This window comes from Brevibacillus sp. FSL L8-0520, from assembly GCF_037963895.1.
In the GTDB taxonomy this organism is placed as follows: Bacteria; Bacillota; Bacilli; order Brevibacillales; family Brevibacillaceae; genus Brevibacillus; species Brevibacillus borstelensis.
This window is the reverse complement of the sequence record NZ_CP150171.1, coordinates 4,190,078-4,205,285: the sequence shown is the minus strand read 5'-3', so window position 1 is coordinate 4,205,285 and position 15,208 is coordinate 4,190,078. Positions and strand designations below refer to the sequence as shown.

15 protein-coding genes and 1 pseudogene are annotated in these 15,208 nt (G+C 51.2%); 9 read left to right on the top strand and 7 right to left on the bottom strand.

Annotated features, from left to right (window positions below; all coding sequences use genetic code 11):
* The first annotated feature begins 102 nt into the window (after positions 1–102).
* The 4 genes from NSQ24_RS20730 to NSQ24_RS20715 are packed head-to-tail and all read left to right on the top strand — an operon-like array spanning position 103 to position 3,175.
* On the top strand, positions 103–474 hold the full coding sequence (locus tag NSQ24_RS20730) for a DUF309 domain-containing protein (RefSeq protein WP_003389658.1): 372 nt from the start codon (positions 103–105) through the stop codon (positions 472–474).
* A gap of 60 nt (positions 475–534) precedes the next feature.
* The gene (locus NSQ24_RS20725; protein WP_031931943.1) at positions 535–2,037 is read left to right on the top strand and encodes a leucyl aminopeptidase; all 1,503 of its coding nucleotides are present in this window, start codon (positions 535–537) and stop codon (positions 2,035–2,037) included.
* Positions 2,038–2,092: 55 nt separating this feature from the next.
* Positions 2,093–2,527 carry a CoA-binding protein gene (locus tag NSQ24_RS20720; protein WP_031931942.1) on the top strand — a complete coding sequence of 145 codons (435 nt, stop codon included), beginning with the start codon at positions 2,093–2,095 and terminating at the stop codon, positions 2,525–2,527.
* 51 nt (positions 2,528–2,578) lie between these two features.
* Positions 2,579–3,175, top strand: a complete 597-nt coding sequence (locus NSQ24_RS20715; protein ID WP_003389653.1) for a sulfite oxidase-like oxidoreductase — start codon at positions 2,579–2,581, stop codon at positions 3,173–3,175.
* 58 nt (positions 3,176–3,233) lie between these two features.
* Here NSQ24_RS20715 and NSQ24_RS20710 read toward each other — a convergent pair whose 3' ends face one another.
* Positions 3,234–4,049: a DUF2935 domain-containing protein gene (locus NSQ24_RS20710; RefSeq protein ID WP_227277496.1), complete on the bottom strand. Its 816-nt coding sequence runs from the start codon at positions 4,047–4,049 to the stop codon at positions 3,234–3,236.
* Between the two features lie 70 nt (positions 4,050–4,119).
* Between NSQ24_RS20710 and NSQ24_RS20705 the strand changes: the two are divergent.
* Positions 4,120–4,383, top strand: a pseudogene (locus tag NSQ24_RS20705) (helix-turn-helix domain-containing protein); the annotation flags it as partial.
* Positions 4,384–4,461: 78 nt separating this feature from the next.
* Positions 4,462–4,932: a DMT family transporter gene (locus NSQ24_RS20700; RefSeq protein WP_024983121.1), complete on the top strand. Its 471-nt coding sequence runs from the start codon at positions 4,462–4,464 to the stop codon at positions 4,930–4,932.
* A 139-nt stretch (positions 4,933–5,071) separates the two neighbouring features.
* Here the strand turns inward: NSQ24_RS20700 and NSQ24_RS20695 are convergent, their stop codons facing one another.
* Positions 5,072–5,314 (bottom strand): hypothetical protein, encoded by a 243-nt coding sequence (locus NSQ24_RS20695; protein ID WP_024983122.1) that lies wholly within the window; start codon positions 5,312–5,314, stop codon positions 5,072–5,074.
* Positions 5,315–5,471: 157 nt separating this feature from the next.
* Between NSQ24_RS20695 and NSQ24_RS20690 the strand changes: the two genes are divergently transcribed.
* A complete protein-coding gene (locus tag NSQ24_RS20690; protein ID WP_339166497.1) occupies positions 5,472–7,055 on the top strand; it encodes an alkaline phosphatase family protein in 1,584 nt (527 codons plus the stop codon).
* 76 nt (positions 7,056–7,131) lie between these two features.
* Here NSQ24_RS20690 and NSQ24_RS20685 read toward each other — a convergent pair whose 3' ends face one another.
* The 3 genes from NSQ24_RS20685 to NSQ24_RS20675 form a co-directional block, all read right to left on the bottom strand.
* Entirely contained in the window at positions 7,132–7,329 is a 198-nt protein-coding gene (locus NSQ24_RS20685) for a hypothetical protein (RefSeq protein ID WP_081607785.1), read from the bottom strand.
* Between the two features lie 204 nt (positions 7,330–7,533).
* A complete protein-coding gene (locus NSQ24_RS20680) occupies positions 7,534–8,508 on the bottom strand; it encodes a globin-coupled sensor protein (protein ID WP_279041813.1) in 975 nt (324 codons plus the stop codon).
* A gap of 350 nt (positions 8,509–8,858) precedes the next feature.
* Positions 8,859–10,319, bottom strand: coding sequence for an IS1182 family transposase (locus NSQ24_RS20675; protein ID WP_327927883.1), 1,461 nt, complete (start codon positions 10,317–10,319; stop codon positions 8,859–8,861).
* Positions 10,320–10,873: 554 nt separating this feature from the next.
* Between NSQ24_RS20675 and katA the strand changes: the two genes are divergently transcribed.
* On the top strand, positions 10,874–12,337 hold the full coding sequence (gene katA, locus NSQ24_RS20670; RefSeq protein ID WP_122958472.1) for a catalase KatA: 1,464 nt from the start codon (positions 10,874–10,876) through the stop codon (positions 12,335–12,337).
* A gap of 231 nt (positions 12,338–12,568) precedes the next feature.
* Here katA and NSQ24_RS20665 read toward each other — a convergent pair whose 3' ends face one another.
* Both NSQ24_RS20665 and NSQ24_RS20660 read right to left on the bottom strand, forming a co-directional pair.
* Positions 12,569–12,802, bottom strand: coding sequence for a sulfurtransferase TusA family protein (locus NSQ24_RS20665; RefSeq protein WP_024983458.1), 234 nt, complete (start codon positions 12,800–12,802; stop codon positions 12,569–12,571).
* 168 nt (positions 12,803–12,970) lie between these two features.
* Positions 12,971–14,041 carry a YeeE/YedE family protein gene (locus tag NSQ24_RS20660; protein ID WP_172920232.1) on the bottom strand — a complete coding sequence of 357 codons (1,071 nt, stop codon included), beginning with the start codon at positions 14,039–14,041 and terminating at the stop codon, positions 12,971–12,973.
* A 211-nt stretch (positions 14,042–14,252) separates the two neighbouring features.
* On the opposite strand from NSQ24_RS20660, the gene NSQ24_RS20655 reads away from it, so the two are divergent.
* Entirely contained in the window at positions 14,253–15,146 is an 894-nt protein-coding gene (locus NSQ24_RS20655; RefSeq protein WP_003389642.1) for an AEC family transporter, read from the top strand.
* The last annotated feature ends 62 nt before the right edge of the window (positions 15,147–15,208 follow it).

Sequence of the window (15,208 nt, the reverse complement as noted above, 5' to 3'; positions counted from 1 at the left end):
CAGAACGGCGTTATGCTCATCCGTGAAGTTTTCGTTGGGATTTCGAGACAAGCCAATCTGTGTTACCATAAAGATGGAAGGTTTGAAACGGAGGCAACGCTTATGAGTTACCCCGAGCAGTATCTCCAGTTTATTGATTTGTTCAATAAAAAAGAATACTACGAGTGTCACGATCTGCTGGAAGAAATCTGGATGGAGGATAAATCCAACAAGTTCCTTCAGGGACTCCTGCAGATGGCAGTCGGGCTGTACCATTTCTCCGGCGGCAACATCAAGGGAGCGCGCTGGATGTTCGAAAACAGCCGCAAGTACCTGACGCCCTATGCGCCCAGGCACTGGGATCTGGACGTATCTGCCGTGCTTGCTTTTCTGAATGAATGCATAGCAGCACTTCCCGAGGAGAATGCCATCCCGTACACAGAGGCAAAGGCGATGCCGTTTCCTGACTTGCACCTGACGCTGGGCACGCGCTGAAAATCGGAAAACAAATGTGCCCATAATTGTATCCTATCACAGAGAAAGAAGGAAGAGTATATGAACGTCACTGTAGAAAAACGTATGGATGGGTGGAACGTCGCCTGCGACGAGCTGATCATTCCTCTCTGGAAAGGAGAGGAGATTGCGGCGGCGTATCCGGAGTTGGACCAACGCTTTGACGGCGGTCTTGCCGCGATGCAAGCGGATAAGGAGTTCAGCGGCGAAGCGAAGACAGTGGCTATTGTTCACACGATGGGAAAACTGGCGGCAAAAAAATTAATCATCGCCGGCATGGGCAATCCCGAGTCGTTTGACTTCGTTTCGGCACGGGCTGCATGGGGACGTGCAGCCAAGGTTTCCACGACGAAGGGGAAGGAAAAGCTCGTTGCGATCGATGTGCGGACGAAGGGAAGTCTGGAGCTGGACCGTCTGGCTCAGGCGATGACAGAAGCGTTTGGGCTCGCTTCGTACCATTACGAGGGCTACCGTCAAAAGCCGAAGCGCGAAGCGGAACCGCTCAGCACCGTTCAGCTTCTGGTCGGCAGCGATGAGGAAGCCGCGACCGCTATGGTCGGCGTGATGCGCGGCGAGGCGCTGGCGCAGGGAACCAATTTGGCCCGCACGCTTGTCAACGAGCCCGGCAATTACTTGACGCCGACCGCGTTGAAGGACGCTGTCGTGGCTGTCGCCGAGCGCTACGGTATGGAGTATGAAGTGCTGGCAAAAGATAAACTGGAGGAATTGGGGATGGGCGGCGTTCTGTCCGTTGCAAAGGGAAGCGCGGAGGAGCCGTTCGTCGTCGCCGTCAAATACCAGGGCAAGGAAAACTGGGAAGACGTCATCGGTCTGATCGGAAAAGGCGTTACCTTTGATACGGGCGGTATTTCCATCAAGCCGGTAGCCGGCATGGAGGACATGAAATCGGATATGGGCGGGGCAGCGGCCATGATCGGGGCTCTGGAAGCGATCGGGCAGCTAAAGCCGAAAGCAAACATCCTGACCGTGATCGGCTGTGTCGAAAACATGCCATCATCAACGGCCTACAAGCCTGGGGACGTCATCACTACGATGAGCGGGAGAACCGTTGAAATCATCACCACCGATGCGGAAGGCCGACTCGTTCTGGCGGACTGCATTACATATGCCAAACAGAAAGGCGTTTCCTGCCTGCTCGACGCGGCTACCTTGACCGGGGGCATCGTCGTCGCACTGGGCCACTACTGCTCCGGTGTCATGACGAACAACGACGCTTTGGTGGGAGAGGTACTGGATGCTGCCGGCCAAGCGGGTGAACGGCTCTGGCAGCTTCCGACCTTTGACGAATACCGCGAGCTGAACAAAAGCCGTTTTGCCGATCTGAAAAACTCGGGCGGACGTTACGGTCACGGCATTATCGGCGGAGTCTTTTTGCAGGAGTTTGCCGAAGAGACGCCGTGGGCGCATCTGGACATCGCGGGCACAGCGTATTCTGCCAGCGCGAATGATATGAACCCGGCAGGCGGTACAGGCGTCATGGTGCGAACCATCGCCCAGTTTGTAATGAACCGCAGCCAGGCATAAGTACAGATACACGATCAAACAGCCAATCATAGCGGAATGAAGGAGGAAGTTATCCATGTTCCAAAATCCAAGCGATGAAAAACGCCGCCAGCTCCTGCAGGAGGCAAACACAATCGCAGTCGTAGGTCTTTCCGACAAGCCGGATCGGACCAGTCACATGGTAGCGGCAGCCATGCAGAGCGCTGGCTACAAGATCATCCCGGTCAATCCGGTGATCGCGGGAAAAACGGTACTGGGTGAAAAAGTCGTCGCCTCGCTTACCGACATCGACGAGCCTGTCGACATTGTAAACGTCTTCCGCCGCAGTGAGGATACTCCTCCCGTGGCCGAAGAAACGCTGAAGATGAAGCATAAGCCGAAGGCATTTTGGCTGCAGCAGGGCATCTCCAACGAGCAGGCGGCAGAGCAGGTGTCCAAGGAAGGCATCGACGTCATTATGGATCTGTGCATAAAGGTGGACCACGCTCTTTTACGCATTGGCAAGAAGTAATGGCTGCACAAAAACAACCGTGGAATGGTTTCGGCGAAGGAGTGAAGTCAGATGTTTTACAACAAGACAGCAGAGGCAAAAAATGACCGTGTCCCACCGAATCAAAAGGTGACGACCGGCTTCCCTGTATTGCATTACGGCGAAGTGCCGGAGTACACCGATCTTGCTGCGCAGTGGAGCTTCCGCATCTTCGGGCTCGTGGAAGAGGAAGTGACATTGTCGTACGAGCAGATGATGGCTCTTCCAAAAGGAACGACCACGAACGACATTCACTGCGTTACAGGCTGGAGCAAGCTGGACAACGTCTGGGAAGGCATCCCCGTAGAAGAGATCGTCAAGCTCGTCAAGGTCAAGCCGGAGGCCAAATACGTCATGCTTCACGCGGAGCACGGCTGGACAGCCAACATGCCGCTCAGCGACTTTTTGACGCCGGGCAATCTATTTGCCAACAAGCATAACGGCGAGGAACTGACGCCGGACCACGGCTGGCCGCTCCGTTTTGTCATTCCTCACCTGTATTTCTGGAAGAGTGCAAAGTGGGTGCGCGGCATCGAGTTTTTGGAGCGTGACAAGCAGGGCTTCTGGGAGAAAAACGGGTATCATATGTATGGCGATCCCTGGAAGGAGCAGCGTTTTGCGTGGGATTAAATAGACGTAGAAAGGAGGCGGAGAAACCGCCTCTTTTTTTTGAACCATAGCGGGACTTCTACTGTTCAATCCTCGGCCTCGTAGGATAACAGTCCGGCATTTTCACATCCGATACCTCAGACAGCTTCATCAAGTAATAACACTCCTCCCGCGACATGTGGTCGGCCATCAGCGGAGACAGCACGCCCAATACTTCATCCCGCAAGCGCATTTCCGTCAATTCATGCAAGAAGGATTGGAAAAGCTGAATCTCCATTTCTGCCTGGTGATGGAAACGGCTTAGCGCAGGAAAGCTTTGCAAATGGGTACGGAGATATCCGGCCAATTCAACGGCTTTTAGATAAAAATGTTCAAACTGCTTCGTAAAATGATGGCTTTTTTGCTTATAGTCATGTTCCACCATGTCCAGAAGCGAACTGATCGTAGCAGCATGCCCGGCAGCGTCAGACAGCCACAGCAGATGATAATGAACGGCATGAAAAGTGGGAGCTCCGCTTCCGGAAAGGACATCGTTCAGGATTCGTTCGTATTCCTCCAATTCGTTTACCATGTGGTTTAAAAAAGTGGGAGGCAGGCTGATCGCAATCTTTCCGACAAGATGCCGCTCCAATAGATGAAGCTTAAATTCACGCAATTTCTCCGTGAAGAGGCTCGCCTGTTGATTCAGCAAATGAATGTCCTCGCCAGAAAGATTTTGGCGTGCGTATTCAAGCAGCTTGTCAAAGGACTTGATAAAGTGGCTTGCTTGCTCAATCTCACGGGTCTCTTTTGGCGCCAGTGACTGATGAATAAACCGGGCATGATCGCCGAGTATTTGCAGCCAAAATCTATGTTCAAACATAATGTCACTTTGTACATCGACTTTGTTTTTCATGTCATTCCCTCCCTTTGCACACTTCAGGGTATGTGCAGGAGCCCAAATGTGTGTAAAGGGTGAACAGGGGAATCGGATGCACCCCGTGGAAGTGAGATTGGCCAGTTATCTGTTGTCTGTCTGCTTTGATGCAGCCGATTCCCGGTTTCAAGGGCAATTGAGCACGGCCAGTCTGAGGGATGCCGCGAACTCAATCGGAACCAGCTACCGACATCTGAACAGGGTCATCCGGCAGTTTTGCACGGAGGGTCTGATCGAACGCAGCAAAGAGTACATCCTGGTTGCGGACAAGGAAGGGGTAAGAGCGCTGGCAGGCGATAATATTTACGAATAGACACATGGCAATAGGCTTCAGAAGAGCAGGGCGGCGATCAATCATCATCCAGGGTGCAATCACGGGAGAGGAAAGCGTATGATATCGGGACGGATACTTGCAGTTCTCGCAGGTTCGCTGGTCAGTCTGCAAAATATTTTCAACAGCAAGGTAAATGAACGAGCGGGATCCTGGGCAACCACGGCGCTCGTATTAGGCATGGGATTTTTGGCTTCGCTTGTGATCGGTCTGCTATTTGAAGGCGCAGAGCTGTCTGTCTTGGAAAAGATGCAGCCCTGGTACTGGTTTAGCGGTTTGATCGGAGTTGGAGTAGTCATTTGTCTGGTGCAGGGGATCAGGCTGCTCGGCCCAACGTACGCCAGCTCGGTCGTTTTGTCAGCGCAGCTCGGATTTGCGTTATTGTGGGTCTCTCTAGGCTGGTTCGGTTTGGAGCAAGTCCCGTTTACTTTCAAACAGGTGGTCGGCGTGCTGGTCCTCGTCGGCAGTATCATCGTTTTTAAATTTGGCGGTAAACATGAGGCGCAGGAGTCGTCCAAGCAGCCAGCGTAGATGATCCGTTGAGCTTTCTCGCAGGCGATGACCTGTGTGCACATTCCGTTTTCGTTATCGGAAATAGCTGCCATCCGTTTGCCTCTTCTCCCTGGCGGTTGCGCTCAGGGATTTTTTATTGGGCAGGCGGGTACTGCCACTACAGCTTGACAGCGAACAGCCAGAGAATCACCCCAGCCACGGCAGCACCTAGCAGGAGCAGCACCGCCCATTTTGTGCTATTTCCCTGCTGCTTTGCTTGTACTTGTTCCTGACCCTGGTTCTTTTCTTGTTCCTTTGGTTGTTTCTTTCTGAACAGCAGCGGCAATTGAGAAGCGGCTATCGCGGCAATGCCCGAAAAAATCCAGAACCGCATCGTTTTCTTCGTTTCGTTGTCTTCCATGCTCTGCACCCTCCTAATAGCTTCAGTATGCGTCAAATGCCGGGAAATGTTGTAGGAGGAACGGGTTTGTCCAACCGAGTCTAAATTGACTGTATGGGCAGCATCGCTGCATAGAAATATTGCGTTGGGAAATTTTATGGTTAAAAAGGGTGGGCTCATGAAGATCAAGGATAGGGTTTCTTTATTGCTCGCCGTCAGCCTGTGCCTGTTGACCATCGGTTGCCGGACAGACCCCGGCCAGCAGCTAAACCAGCAAAGCGTCAAATCCCCGGCGTCTGCCAATCAAACGGCAAAACCCGTCATACTGATTGTCATTGATTCGTTGATGGACAAGCCATTGCGGGAAGCGATTCGGCAAGGCCGCGCCCCCGCTTTGAAGCATTTGCTAGCGAACGGGCACTACTTTCCGAAGGTCGTCAGCTCGTTTCCGACGATGTCCGTCACCATCGACAGCACTTTATTGACCGGGACATACGCAGATCGGCATCATGTTCCGGGCCTTGTCTGGTACAGCGGCAAAGAAAAGCGGATGATTTTCTATGGAAACGGCCCAAAGGAGGCCATGAAAATCGATCAGCCGCAAGTATTGATAGACTCCGTGCAGCAGTTAAACCAGGTTCAATTGAACAAGGAAACGAAAACGATTCATGAGGAGCTGGCGGAAAAGGGAAAAAAATCGGCGTCGATCAATGCGATTGTATTTCGGGGAAAAACGGAACACAGCTTGAAAGTCCCCGGCTGGATCTCAGCCGCCACTCATATGCCAGACGCATTGAACGTAACGGGACCTGAATGGCTTTCCTATGCGGCGTTTGCACAACTGGACCCGAACAACCGCCACGACCGTCTGTGGAAAAAGTACGGGATGAACAATGATTTTTCCGGTCATGACGTGGCCTATTTGATCACGAAAAAACAGCTTCCGCCTTTTACAATCGCATACTTCCCGGAGAATGACATGACCGTCCACAGAGGGGGCGTCGCCAACCTGGATGGGATAGCAAAAGCGGATCAGGCGCTGCAGGTCGCGCTTAACGCTTACGGCTCGTGGGATCGGGCGGTGAAGAACGCCGTTTGGATCGTTATGGGGGACAGTGCACAGAGCGCCGTGTACGACGACCGGGACAAAGCGACGGTCGACCTAAGACCGCTATTGGCTCCGTATCGGATCGCGAAAATCGGCCAACCGGTAAGGCCCGAGGATCAGGTTGTGATTTCCACCAACGAGCGCATGGCTTACATCTATGCGATTGATAAGAAGGTCCGGTTAGCCGACATCGTGAAGCGGCTGCAGGCCGAGGACAAGCTCGATATCATTGCCATGAAAGACGGCAAAAACGTGCGGGTTACTGCAGGCAATACCAGCGATCAGTTTTCTTATCGTCCCGGCGGAAGATACACGGATGAGTACGGGCAAACATGGACGATATCGGGAGAACCGAAGCTGGCGGATATTGCGATTGCCAATAAGCGGATCAAATACGGGAAGTATCCGGATGTTTTGGCGAGACTGTACGGTGCGGTGCATTCTCACGAAGGAAGGTATGTTGTCGTCACGATCAAACCCGGATACGAACTGGTCACGGAAAGCTCCCCCACTCATCTCGGCGGAGGAGCTCACGGTTCGCTTCATGAAAAAGATTCGCTTGTCCCGATGATTGTAGCCGGAACAGACACCCGGCCAAAAACGCTGCGCCTCATCGATATGAAAGACTGGATTTTGCAATTGGCAAATCGGTAGAGAACAAACTCCCTCGCTGCCTGGACAGCACAGGGAGTTTGTTTGAAGCATTACAGGCTGCTCGCCCCGCGACTGATTATGCCTTTGACGGATCACCCATAAACCAGGATATATACGTGCACCGCTTGCAAATCAGGATGGCTGCCTCTTTGTTTGCCCAATCCAGCCCGAAAAAGGTAGCTCCCCGCGAGTTTAACTGTCTATAGTCCTTGTCAAACGTGTCGTTTTGACAGCACGGACAAGTGAGAATCGTCCCGCCGATTTTATATTTCAAACCCATTCACTCCCTGTCATTTGATACATAAAAATACGAAATTACCCAAAAAAAGGTTTCAAAAGGAGGCGGTCTGTGTGTCGTGGCAGTGTCCTCAAAAGGAGCGGCTTCCTCCCAAAACAAGTGATTTGGGGACTGAAGCGGAGCTTTTTGCAAAAAAGCAAGCGGCCATAGGAAATCAATGAGTCCATGGCCGCATGCCGTTTATTGGTGCTTGTTATGTAATCGGTTCGAAATCTCATCCAGCGTGTGGATGATCAAAAAGAGCTGGTCGGAGGTAGCAGCCACCTGTTCAGCAGAAACAGTGGAAAAGGCTATCTGTTGGTCAATTTTTTGCAATTGGTTGGTAATCTTCAGCAGAGATTGATGGATATGTTTGGAGGAGGCATTCGATTTATCCGCCAATTTTCGCACCTCATCCGCAACGACGGTAAAGCCGCGGCCGTGCTCGCCAGCTCTGGCAGCTTCTATGGCGGCATTGAGTCCAAGCAAGTTGGTCTGCGAAGAGACTTCCGAAACGAAGTCGCTGAGCTTTTCGATTTCTTCGTTGTGCGTTTTCAGAACATCCATGGAAAGGGCAATCTCTTCATTGCATTCGGCAAGCTTTGAAGCCGACTCGGCAAATACGGAAGAGATCCGAACGGCTTCCTGTGTCGTGGTCGTAAGCTCTGTTGCCATTTGCTCCATTCGCTGGCGATATGCCAAATTTTCTTCCATGGTATCCCCGATGTACTGCTCGAGAATGATGGCAGAATCAAAGAAAACTCGTTTGCTAAGCGCGCGATAAAAGGCATGCCCATCAGGCAAAGCTTGGATTCTTTCAGCAAACAGGCGCAAATAGAGAGAGTATCCGCCCAGAAACCAGGAAGCGGACAACCCGATCTTGGCATGGATAGCGCCTATTTTTTGCCGAGTGTGTATATAGTCAGCATCAATGACGGTAGAAGAGAGAGATTCCAGGTACCGCAGTTGTGTTTTCTTTAGTCTGTCTACAGTACTGTTGGTACGAATGAGTTGGTCGAGAATCGAGTGTCTCTCCAACTCCTGATAGAAACAGTCTACGATCTCTTCCGAGTAAGTCTGAAAAAAGTCGCGATGTGAATGCAAAAGATTCAGATCGTCTTTTGTCAGGTCATAAAACGCGAGGAGTTGGCTCCATTTGTTCTCTAGCGTAACCATGATGTGTGCCCCTTTTAGAAAAATAGAAAAATATATTCTCAAATTTTACCAGAGTTGAAAGTAGGATGAAACCCAAATTTTTCATGCACGGGGTTGTCATTCCTTCTTCTCGAACTATTCCCGAATGTTTCTGATGCGAAACCTGATGGGTTTGGCACTGTGATTCAGCACAGTTTGGAGAATAAAATCGCAAGATCCGGGCATAATAAAAAATACGCTGTTAACAACCTTTTTCATCCCCCCGCTTTGGGAGAGGCCTGCAAAATACCTCTTTTGAGGTTTGCGGATCGGGTAACCCACACTATTTTTTACAAAAAAGGACTTTAACGAAAAATGCAGCCCATTCTCCTTTAAGAGGCGGGCTGCATTTTTTCTGCCAATTTTATCATCCGTTTTACATTTACGACGAAAGTCGTAAGTATTGCCTGTATTCGCATACGAAAGAGACCACGGTACTTGGCCTTGGTCATCCCATGATACCTTTTTAATTCAGCATTTTTGTGCTCAATAATCGATCTGCGACGAATACGTTCTTTGAACGTATCGCTGTTTTCAAACTCGATTTGCGCCTTGTAGGTTTCCGCCACGATCCGGATGGAGTAGGTCTTGCTCTTCGCTCCTGGTTTGAAACAGCCTTCCCTAAGTGGGCATGTCTTACATTTCTCCGTATCGAAGTAGAAAACGAGAGAACGACTTTTGCCACTCTTGCTTCCTTGGACAGCCTTTCGGATACTATGTTGTCCTGCCGGACAAATAACAAAGTCTGCATCCTTGTTGTACTCAAAACCTTCTTGCCTTAGCCCTCCGTTATGTACGATTGGGTTTAGTGGGACGACGGGTTGAATCTTCTTGGCTTTCATCTCGTCCAAGTTATCTTTACCCGAATATGCGGTGTCAGCAATCACTTCTTGTACTTCTATTCCTACGTCAAGCGATTGGTTCAAAAGTTGTTTGAATTGTTTTCCGTCATCCGTACTTCCTCCGGTGACCTCCACAGCCGTAATGATTTCTTCTTCGGTCATGGCAATATGCTCTTTGTAGCCAAAAAAGGATTTCGTATTACTCTTCCATCCAAAGCGTGCATCTGGATCAATGGCCGACATAATACCTTTATTGGCGAGGAGACGTTCGTCTTCCACGATGGCCTTGGCGATCTTGACCTTCTCCGAGATGGAACCCTCATGATCGGGTAACAAAGTCTCGACAGTCTCTCCAAGTTCCGCCAAGTAGTGAAGCATGATCTTCTCAGCATCCTCTTGATCTTTCTTCAACTCCGGTAACCGTGGGAGTTTCTTTTCGAGTTTTGGATGCTTTTTCACCACAACACGGAATAAGCGCTTCGCCGCATCCCGCAGTACTTCAAGCGGCTTTTGTTTTTGTGAAGCTGCCAGTGTATGGGTGGAATCCATGATGATCGTCTTTGACTTCACAAGTCCTTTTTCGATGCACTGACGTACAACTGATTTAAGCACCTCATCCACGGCTCCGGCCCCTAACCGATGATTACGAAAGCGGGATAATTGAGAGGGGTCAGGAAGGGGATCTTCTGGATTTAAACCTAAAAACCACTTATAAGCGAGGTTTACCTGCGTTTCCTGAATGATGCGTTCATCCGAAAGATTGTAGAGAACTTGTAAAAACAATAGACGAAACAGGAGTTCGGGTTCGTTAGCAGGTCTTCCGTAATGCTCACAATAAGAGGAACGAACCAACTCATGAATGAATGTGAAATCTACGATTTCATTGATTTTACGTAAAGGGTGATCCGCGGGAATTAGTTTATATAATTCGGCATGGAAGGATGCCGTGATTTGTTTAGAGGGCTGTAGCAATGGTTCCAACTCTTTCGTTTTCTTTTCATTGTACAACAAACCCAGTGTCGAAGGGGCATTGGGTTTCAGCCTGTTGAAAACCTACTGTTTCGGAGGAGAAGCATGTTTCCAGGCGGAGCGACTGGCGGAGTCCAGCCAAGCGGAACAGCGAGCCCGGGGAAACAGAAGCGCAATCTATGAGTAAACCCCGGAGCTGCGCGCCGTTTTGCGCTTCCCCCGGGATCGCTGTGGAGCGGACAGTTTCACATCCTTGCAGGACGTAGACCGGAGCGCAGATCGGAAACATGCTTCTCCCCACTACAGCTACATTCTCGATACTTAAAACCCCAGTACCTAAGGGCACTAGGGTTACGGTTTACAGATATTAGGTGGACTTTTGCAGGACTCTCGCTTTGGCGGGGGCTTTTTTTTGCTTTTTTACAGCAATCATTGTAACAATTACTTATTTAAATTTATTATAAAAAAGTATTGATTTTATTTTGAGAAGTGTTATCATTTGTTTTGTAAGAACAAACTGGTGAGGTGAATAGGTGATGAGTGCAAACAAGAACAACAACCTGACGACTAGCTGGGGTACTCCGGTCGGGGACAACCAAAATTCGATGACAGCCGGTTCCCGCGGTCCCACATTGATTCAGGATGTGCATCTGCTTGAGAAATTGGCGCATTTCAACCGGGAGCGCGTGCCAGAACGGGTCGTGCATGCCAAAGGCGCCGGTGCGCATGGCTATTTTGAAGTCACAAATGACCTGACAGCGTACACCAAAGCTGCTTTCTTGTCAGAAGTAGGCAAACGTACACCTCTCTTTGTTCGCTTCTCGACGGTTGCAGGCGAGCTGGGCTCGGCCGATACAGTCCGCGACCCTCGGGGTTTTGCCGTCAAATTTTACACAGAAGAAGGCAACTATGATTTGGTAGGGAACAACACGCCTGTTTTCTTTATTCGGGACGCGATCAAGTTCCCGGATTTCATCCATACACAAAAAAGGGATCCGAAAACGCATTTGAAAAATCCGACAGCGGTATGGGACTTCTGGTCTCTTTCCCCAGAATCCTTGCATCAGGTGACGATCTTGATGTCTGACCGCGGCATCCCTGCTACTTACAGACATATGCACGGCTTTGGCAGCCATACCTTTAAATGGGTCAATGCAAAGGGAGAGGCCGTCTGGGTCAAATACCACTTCAAAACGGAACAAGGGATCAAGAATCTAACGCCCGAAACAGCGGCTCAAATTGCCGGTGAAAACCCTGACTATCATACAGAGGATCTGTTCAATGCGATTGAAAAAGGCGACTATCCTGCGTGGAGGCTATACGTGCAGATCATGCCGCTGGAGGATGCCAATACGTACCGCTTTGACCCATTTGATGTGACGAAGGTATGGTCGCAAAAAGACTATCCGCTGATCGAAGTGGGGCGCATGGTGTTGAATCGCAACCCGGAAAACTACTTTGCCGAGGTTGAGCAAGCGACATTTTCACCCGGCACGCTTGTTCCCGGCATTGAAGTGTCTCCTGACAAAATGCTGCAAGGACGCCTGTTTGCCTACCATGACGCACACCGTTACCGCGTAGGGACGAATCACCAGATGCTGCCGATCAACCGGCCGCGCAACGAGGTGAACAACTATCAACGCGACGGACAGATGCGTTTTGATCAGAACGGCGGCGGCTCGGTGTATTATGAGCCCAACAGCTTCGGCGGTCCGACGGAGGCGCCCGAGCACAAGCAAACGGCTTATCCGGTGTCAGGCTTGGCCGACAGCGTCGCCTATGATCGGGATGACCACTACACGCAGGCCGGAGATTTGTACCGGCTGATGAGCGAGGATGAGCGCGCGCGTCTGGTTCAAAATATTGTGAATGCGATGAAACCGGTGGCAAAAGAAGAAATCAAGCTTCGCCAAATCGGACACTTTTACAAAGCGGACCCCGAATACGGAACACGTGTTGCCGAGGGACTTGGCCTGTCTGTACCGGAAGAAGTGAAATAAGACGGTCGGGACTGTCTGCTTCAGCCGTTTGGCAAAGCGGGAAATAACGAAGAGGTGAAAGACGATGAACCTTCAAAAGGTGCTATGTCCGGTCTGCCAATCGGAAATCAGGTATTTGAAGCACAGCATTATTTGTGATTGCGGCATGCGGCTGAAGCCAAAACGGAAACGGGCGTAGGCAAGATAGGCGCCTTTTGAGGGTGGATACGAGAGCAAAAAGACGCGGCAGCTTCAGCCTGCCGCGCCTTTGCGTATCGTGATTTGCCACTGGGCATCATCGGTTTGTTCGAAGGAGACGACCTGATGTCCGTTTTTGACGGCCCATCGGGGCAAGCTTTCTGTCGCTTGCGTGCAGTCAAAATCGATGATCAGCTCCTGTCCCGGCGCCAGCTCCCTAATGGCGCTTTCCGCTTCGACCAGCGGGAAGGGGCAAACCATGCCGATGACCTGCAAATGTTTTTTCATGCGGATTCTTCCTTTCTTAGAAGAGTATGAGGCAGTAAAAGCGTTGTGCCTGGCCGCAGCAAAACCAGTCGGCAGCAAAGCCGGTCGCAGCAATGCTAACTGCCAAAGCCCACGGCAGTCACAGTTTCGCGAGGGTAAAGCTTACGATCGTCAATCTGCTACCGATCGTCAAACCGCTACCGACTGGCTCGGGGCTGCTCCGCTGTTGGCTTTGCGTTTTCCGCGAATGATCACAAAATAGGTGGCAACCCAGGTGCCCAAAATGATGAACAAGGTGGCGACCCAGCCCTGCCAGGTGAACAGCGACGTGTTGACCAGCCCGTTTCCGATCGTGCAGCCGCCGGCGATACTGGCGCCGAAGCCCATGAACAGGCCGCCAAAGAAGTTGTTCCGGATCGTTTTGATGTCAGGCAGCCGCCAGCGGAACTCGCCGCTGCCCTTGGCAGCGACGTAGGAGCCAAGCGCGATGCCGATGACCAGAAATACAGCCCAGTCGAGAAATTTGATGTCGCCGGTCGTGATGTAACGCAAAAGGTTGCCGCTCGGAGTGGTAATGCCCAGTCCAAACATGCGGCCGGTAGCTTCGCTCATCGGCCATGCCGCAATGGCGATTACGCCGACGATCAGTGCGGTCACAAACGGATGCCAGCGTTTTTCAAACAGCAGATGGGCAAGCCCTGTTTTTCGCCGTTTCAACGTCGGTACGGCGAAGGACGGCTGGCGCAAATGCCTCCAGACGATCAGCCCGACGAGAACAGAAAACAAGGCGACGAGCACCCAAGGGGAAATCCCCAGAGTCGTATAGATAAACACATCCTCGCTCTTTTGTCCGGTCAAGGCATCGGAAGCCGGCTTTAAAACGCCCCATTTTGTCGCCACGGTCCCCAGCATGTAGGCGAACAGCGCGATCCAGCTGCCTAGTAGCCCTTCGCCCGCACGGTACCAGGTGCCGGTTGCGCACCCTCCGGCAAGGACGATCCCCAGGCCGAAGATAAATCCGCCTAGTGTCGCTCCGAGCCACGTGAACGGCACTTCCGAAAGCTGGATCAGGCCGAGGCCGGCCAGAGCGTAGACGCCGATGCTCTGAACGGCGATGGCAATCAAGACGGCGATGAACATGCGATTGTCCTTGACCAGAATGACATCGCGATAGGCGCCGACCACGCAAAACCGTCCCCGCTGCAAGACAAATCCGAGAGCGAGCCCGCAAAGAAGTCCCAATACAATTTTCGCTGCCATGTTCATCCTCCCCAAGCGTGGTGTTTTGATTGTAAATTATAAATACAGCAATTCCGATATGTCAAATATGAATTGTGTGGAAACTTGTTTTTGTTTCTTGCTTTGAACAACGCGTTGGAAAGGAAAACGGGCATAAGAAGAATCAGCGGTTTGCAACTTCGTCTGGTATACTATTCTCAATCAACAATCGACTCGGAAGTAGGTTGCTATCATGATCTTTTTTGAAGTCATTTTGCCCGTTCTGCTTATTTTTTTGAGCGGCTACGTCTTGCAGCGCATTTTCAAGCTGGATCTAAAACCGATCTCCACGCTTGCCATTTACGTTTTGACGACCGCCCTGGTGTTCCGCACGTTTTACAAAACCCCGCTGGATCTGCAGTTGTTTTACATTGTGATCATTTCGCTGCTGCTTCTGGCCGGATTGATCGTCATTACGCAGCTGACCGCAAGATTTTTCAAGTACGACAAGCAGCAGGAAAGCGCGTTGATGCTGTCGACGGCTTTCATGAACAGCGGAAACTACGGAGCGCCGATCATTCTTTTCGCGTTTGGGGAAACGGGCTTTCACTACGCCGTGCAAATCATGGTGTTTCATTCCATCATCATGGGCGTGTTCGGCGTCTATTTTGCTTCTCGCGGGGAAAATGGGGCGAGAACAGCGGTCAAGGCGGTATTGAAGCAGCCGTCCAATTATGCGGTCATCGTGGCCGTTGCGATGCAGCAGTTCCAGGTGGTCATTCCGGAGAGCTACTACCAGGCGATCGATCTCGTAGCGCAGGCGGCGATCCCTACCGTTATGCTGATCCTCGGGATGCAGCTGGCGAATGTATCGTCGAGCACCTTTGAATGGCAAAGCTTGAGTGTGGCCACCGTGATTCGACTGGTGGCCTCGCCGCTCCTGGCATATCTCATCTGTCTGTGCTTTCCGATTGATCCGCTATTGCAAAAGGTTCTGGTCATTCTGGCCGCTATGCCATCGGCTGCCACGACAGCGATGTATGCGATCCAGTTCAACATGCGCCCCCAATTCGTCTCCAGCAGTGTTTTGGTCACAACGTTGATAAGCGTGGGGACGCTGACGTTTTTGCTCAATATCATGCAGTAGGAAAAAAATGCCTGACATCCTGTCTGCGGCTATCGGCGGCGGGTTTGCTTCAAGCGTAAAGG

Coding starts and splice junctions, on each gene's coding strand:
- NSQ24_RS20725 (WP_031931943.1), top strand. CDS start 535: ATGAACGTCACTGTAGAAAAACGTATGGATGGGTGGAACGTCGCCTGC.
- NSQ24_RS20715 (WP_003389653.1), top strand. CDS start 2,579: ATGTTTTACAACAAGACAGCAGAGGCAAAAAATGACCGTGTCCCACCG.
- NSQ24_RS20690 (WP_339166497.1), top strand. CDS start 5,472: ATGAAGATCAAGGATAGGGTTTCTTTATTGCTCGCCGTCAGCCTGTGC.
- NSQ24_RS20695 (WP_024983122.1), bottom strand. CDS start 5,314: ATGGAAGACAACGAAACGAAGAAAACGATGCGGTTCTGGATTTTTTCG.
- NSQ24_RS20730 (WP_003389658.1), top strand. CDS start 103: ATGAGTTACCCCGAGCAGTATCTCCAGTTTATTGATTTGTTCAATAAA.
- NSQ24_RS20700 (WP_024983121.1), top strand. CDS start 4,462: ATGATATCGGGACGGATACTTGCAGTTCTCGCAGGTTCGCTGGTCAGT.
- NSQ24_RS20655 (WP_003389642.1), top strand. CDS start 14,253: ATGATCTTTTTTGAAGTCATTTTGCCCGTTCTGCTTATTTTTTTGAGC.
- NSQ24_RS20720 (WP_031931942.1), top strand. CDS start 2,093: ATGTTCCAAAATCCAAGCGATGAAAAACGCCGCCAGCTCCTGCAGGAG.
- NSQ24_RS20660 (WP_172920232.1), bottom strand. CDS start 14,041: ATGGCAGCGAAAATTGTATTGGGACTTCTTTGCGGGCTCGCTCTCGGA.
- NSQ24_RS20710 (WP_227277496.1), bottom strand. CDS start 4,049: ATGAAAAACAAAGTCGATGTACAAAGTGACATTATGTTTGAACATAGA.
- NSQ24_RS20665 (WP_024983458.1), bottom strand. CDS start 12,802: ATGAAAAAACATTTGCAGGTCATCGGCATGGTTTGCCCCTTCCCGCTG.
- katA (WP_122958472.1), top strand. CDS start 10,874: ATGAGTGCAAACAAGAACAACAACCTGACGACTAGCTGGGGTACTCCG.
- NSQ24_RS20680 (WP_279041813.1), bottom strand. CDS start 8,508: ATGGTTACGCTAGAGAACAAATGGAGCCAACTCCTCGCGTTTTATGAC.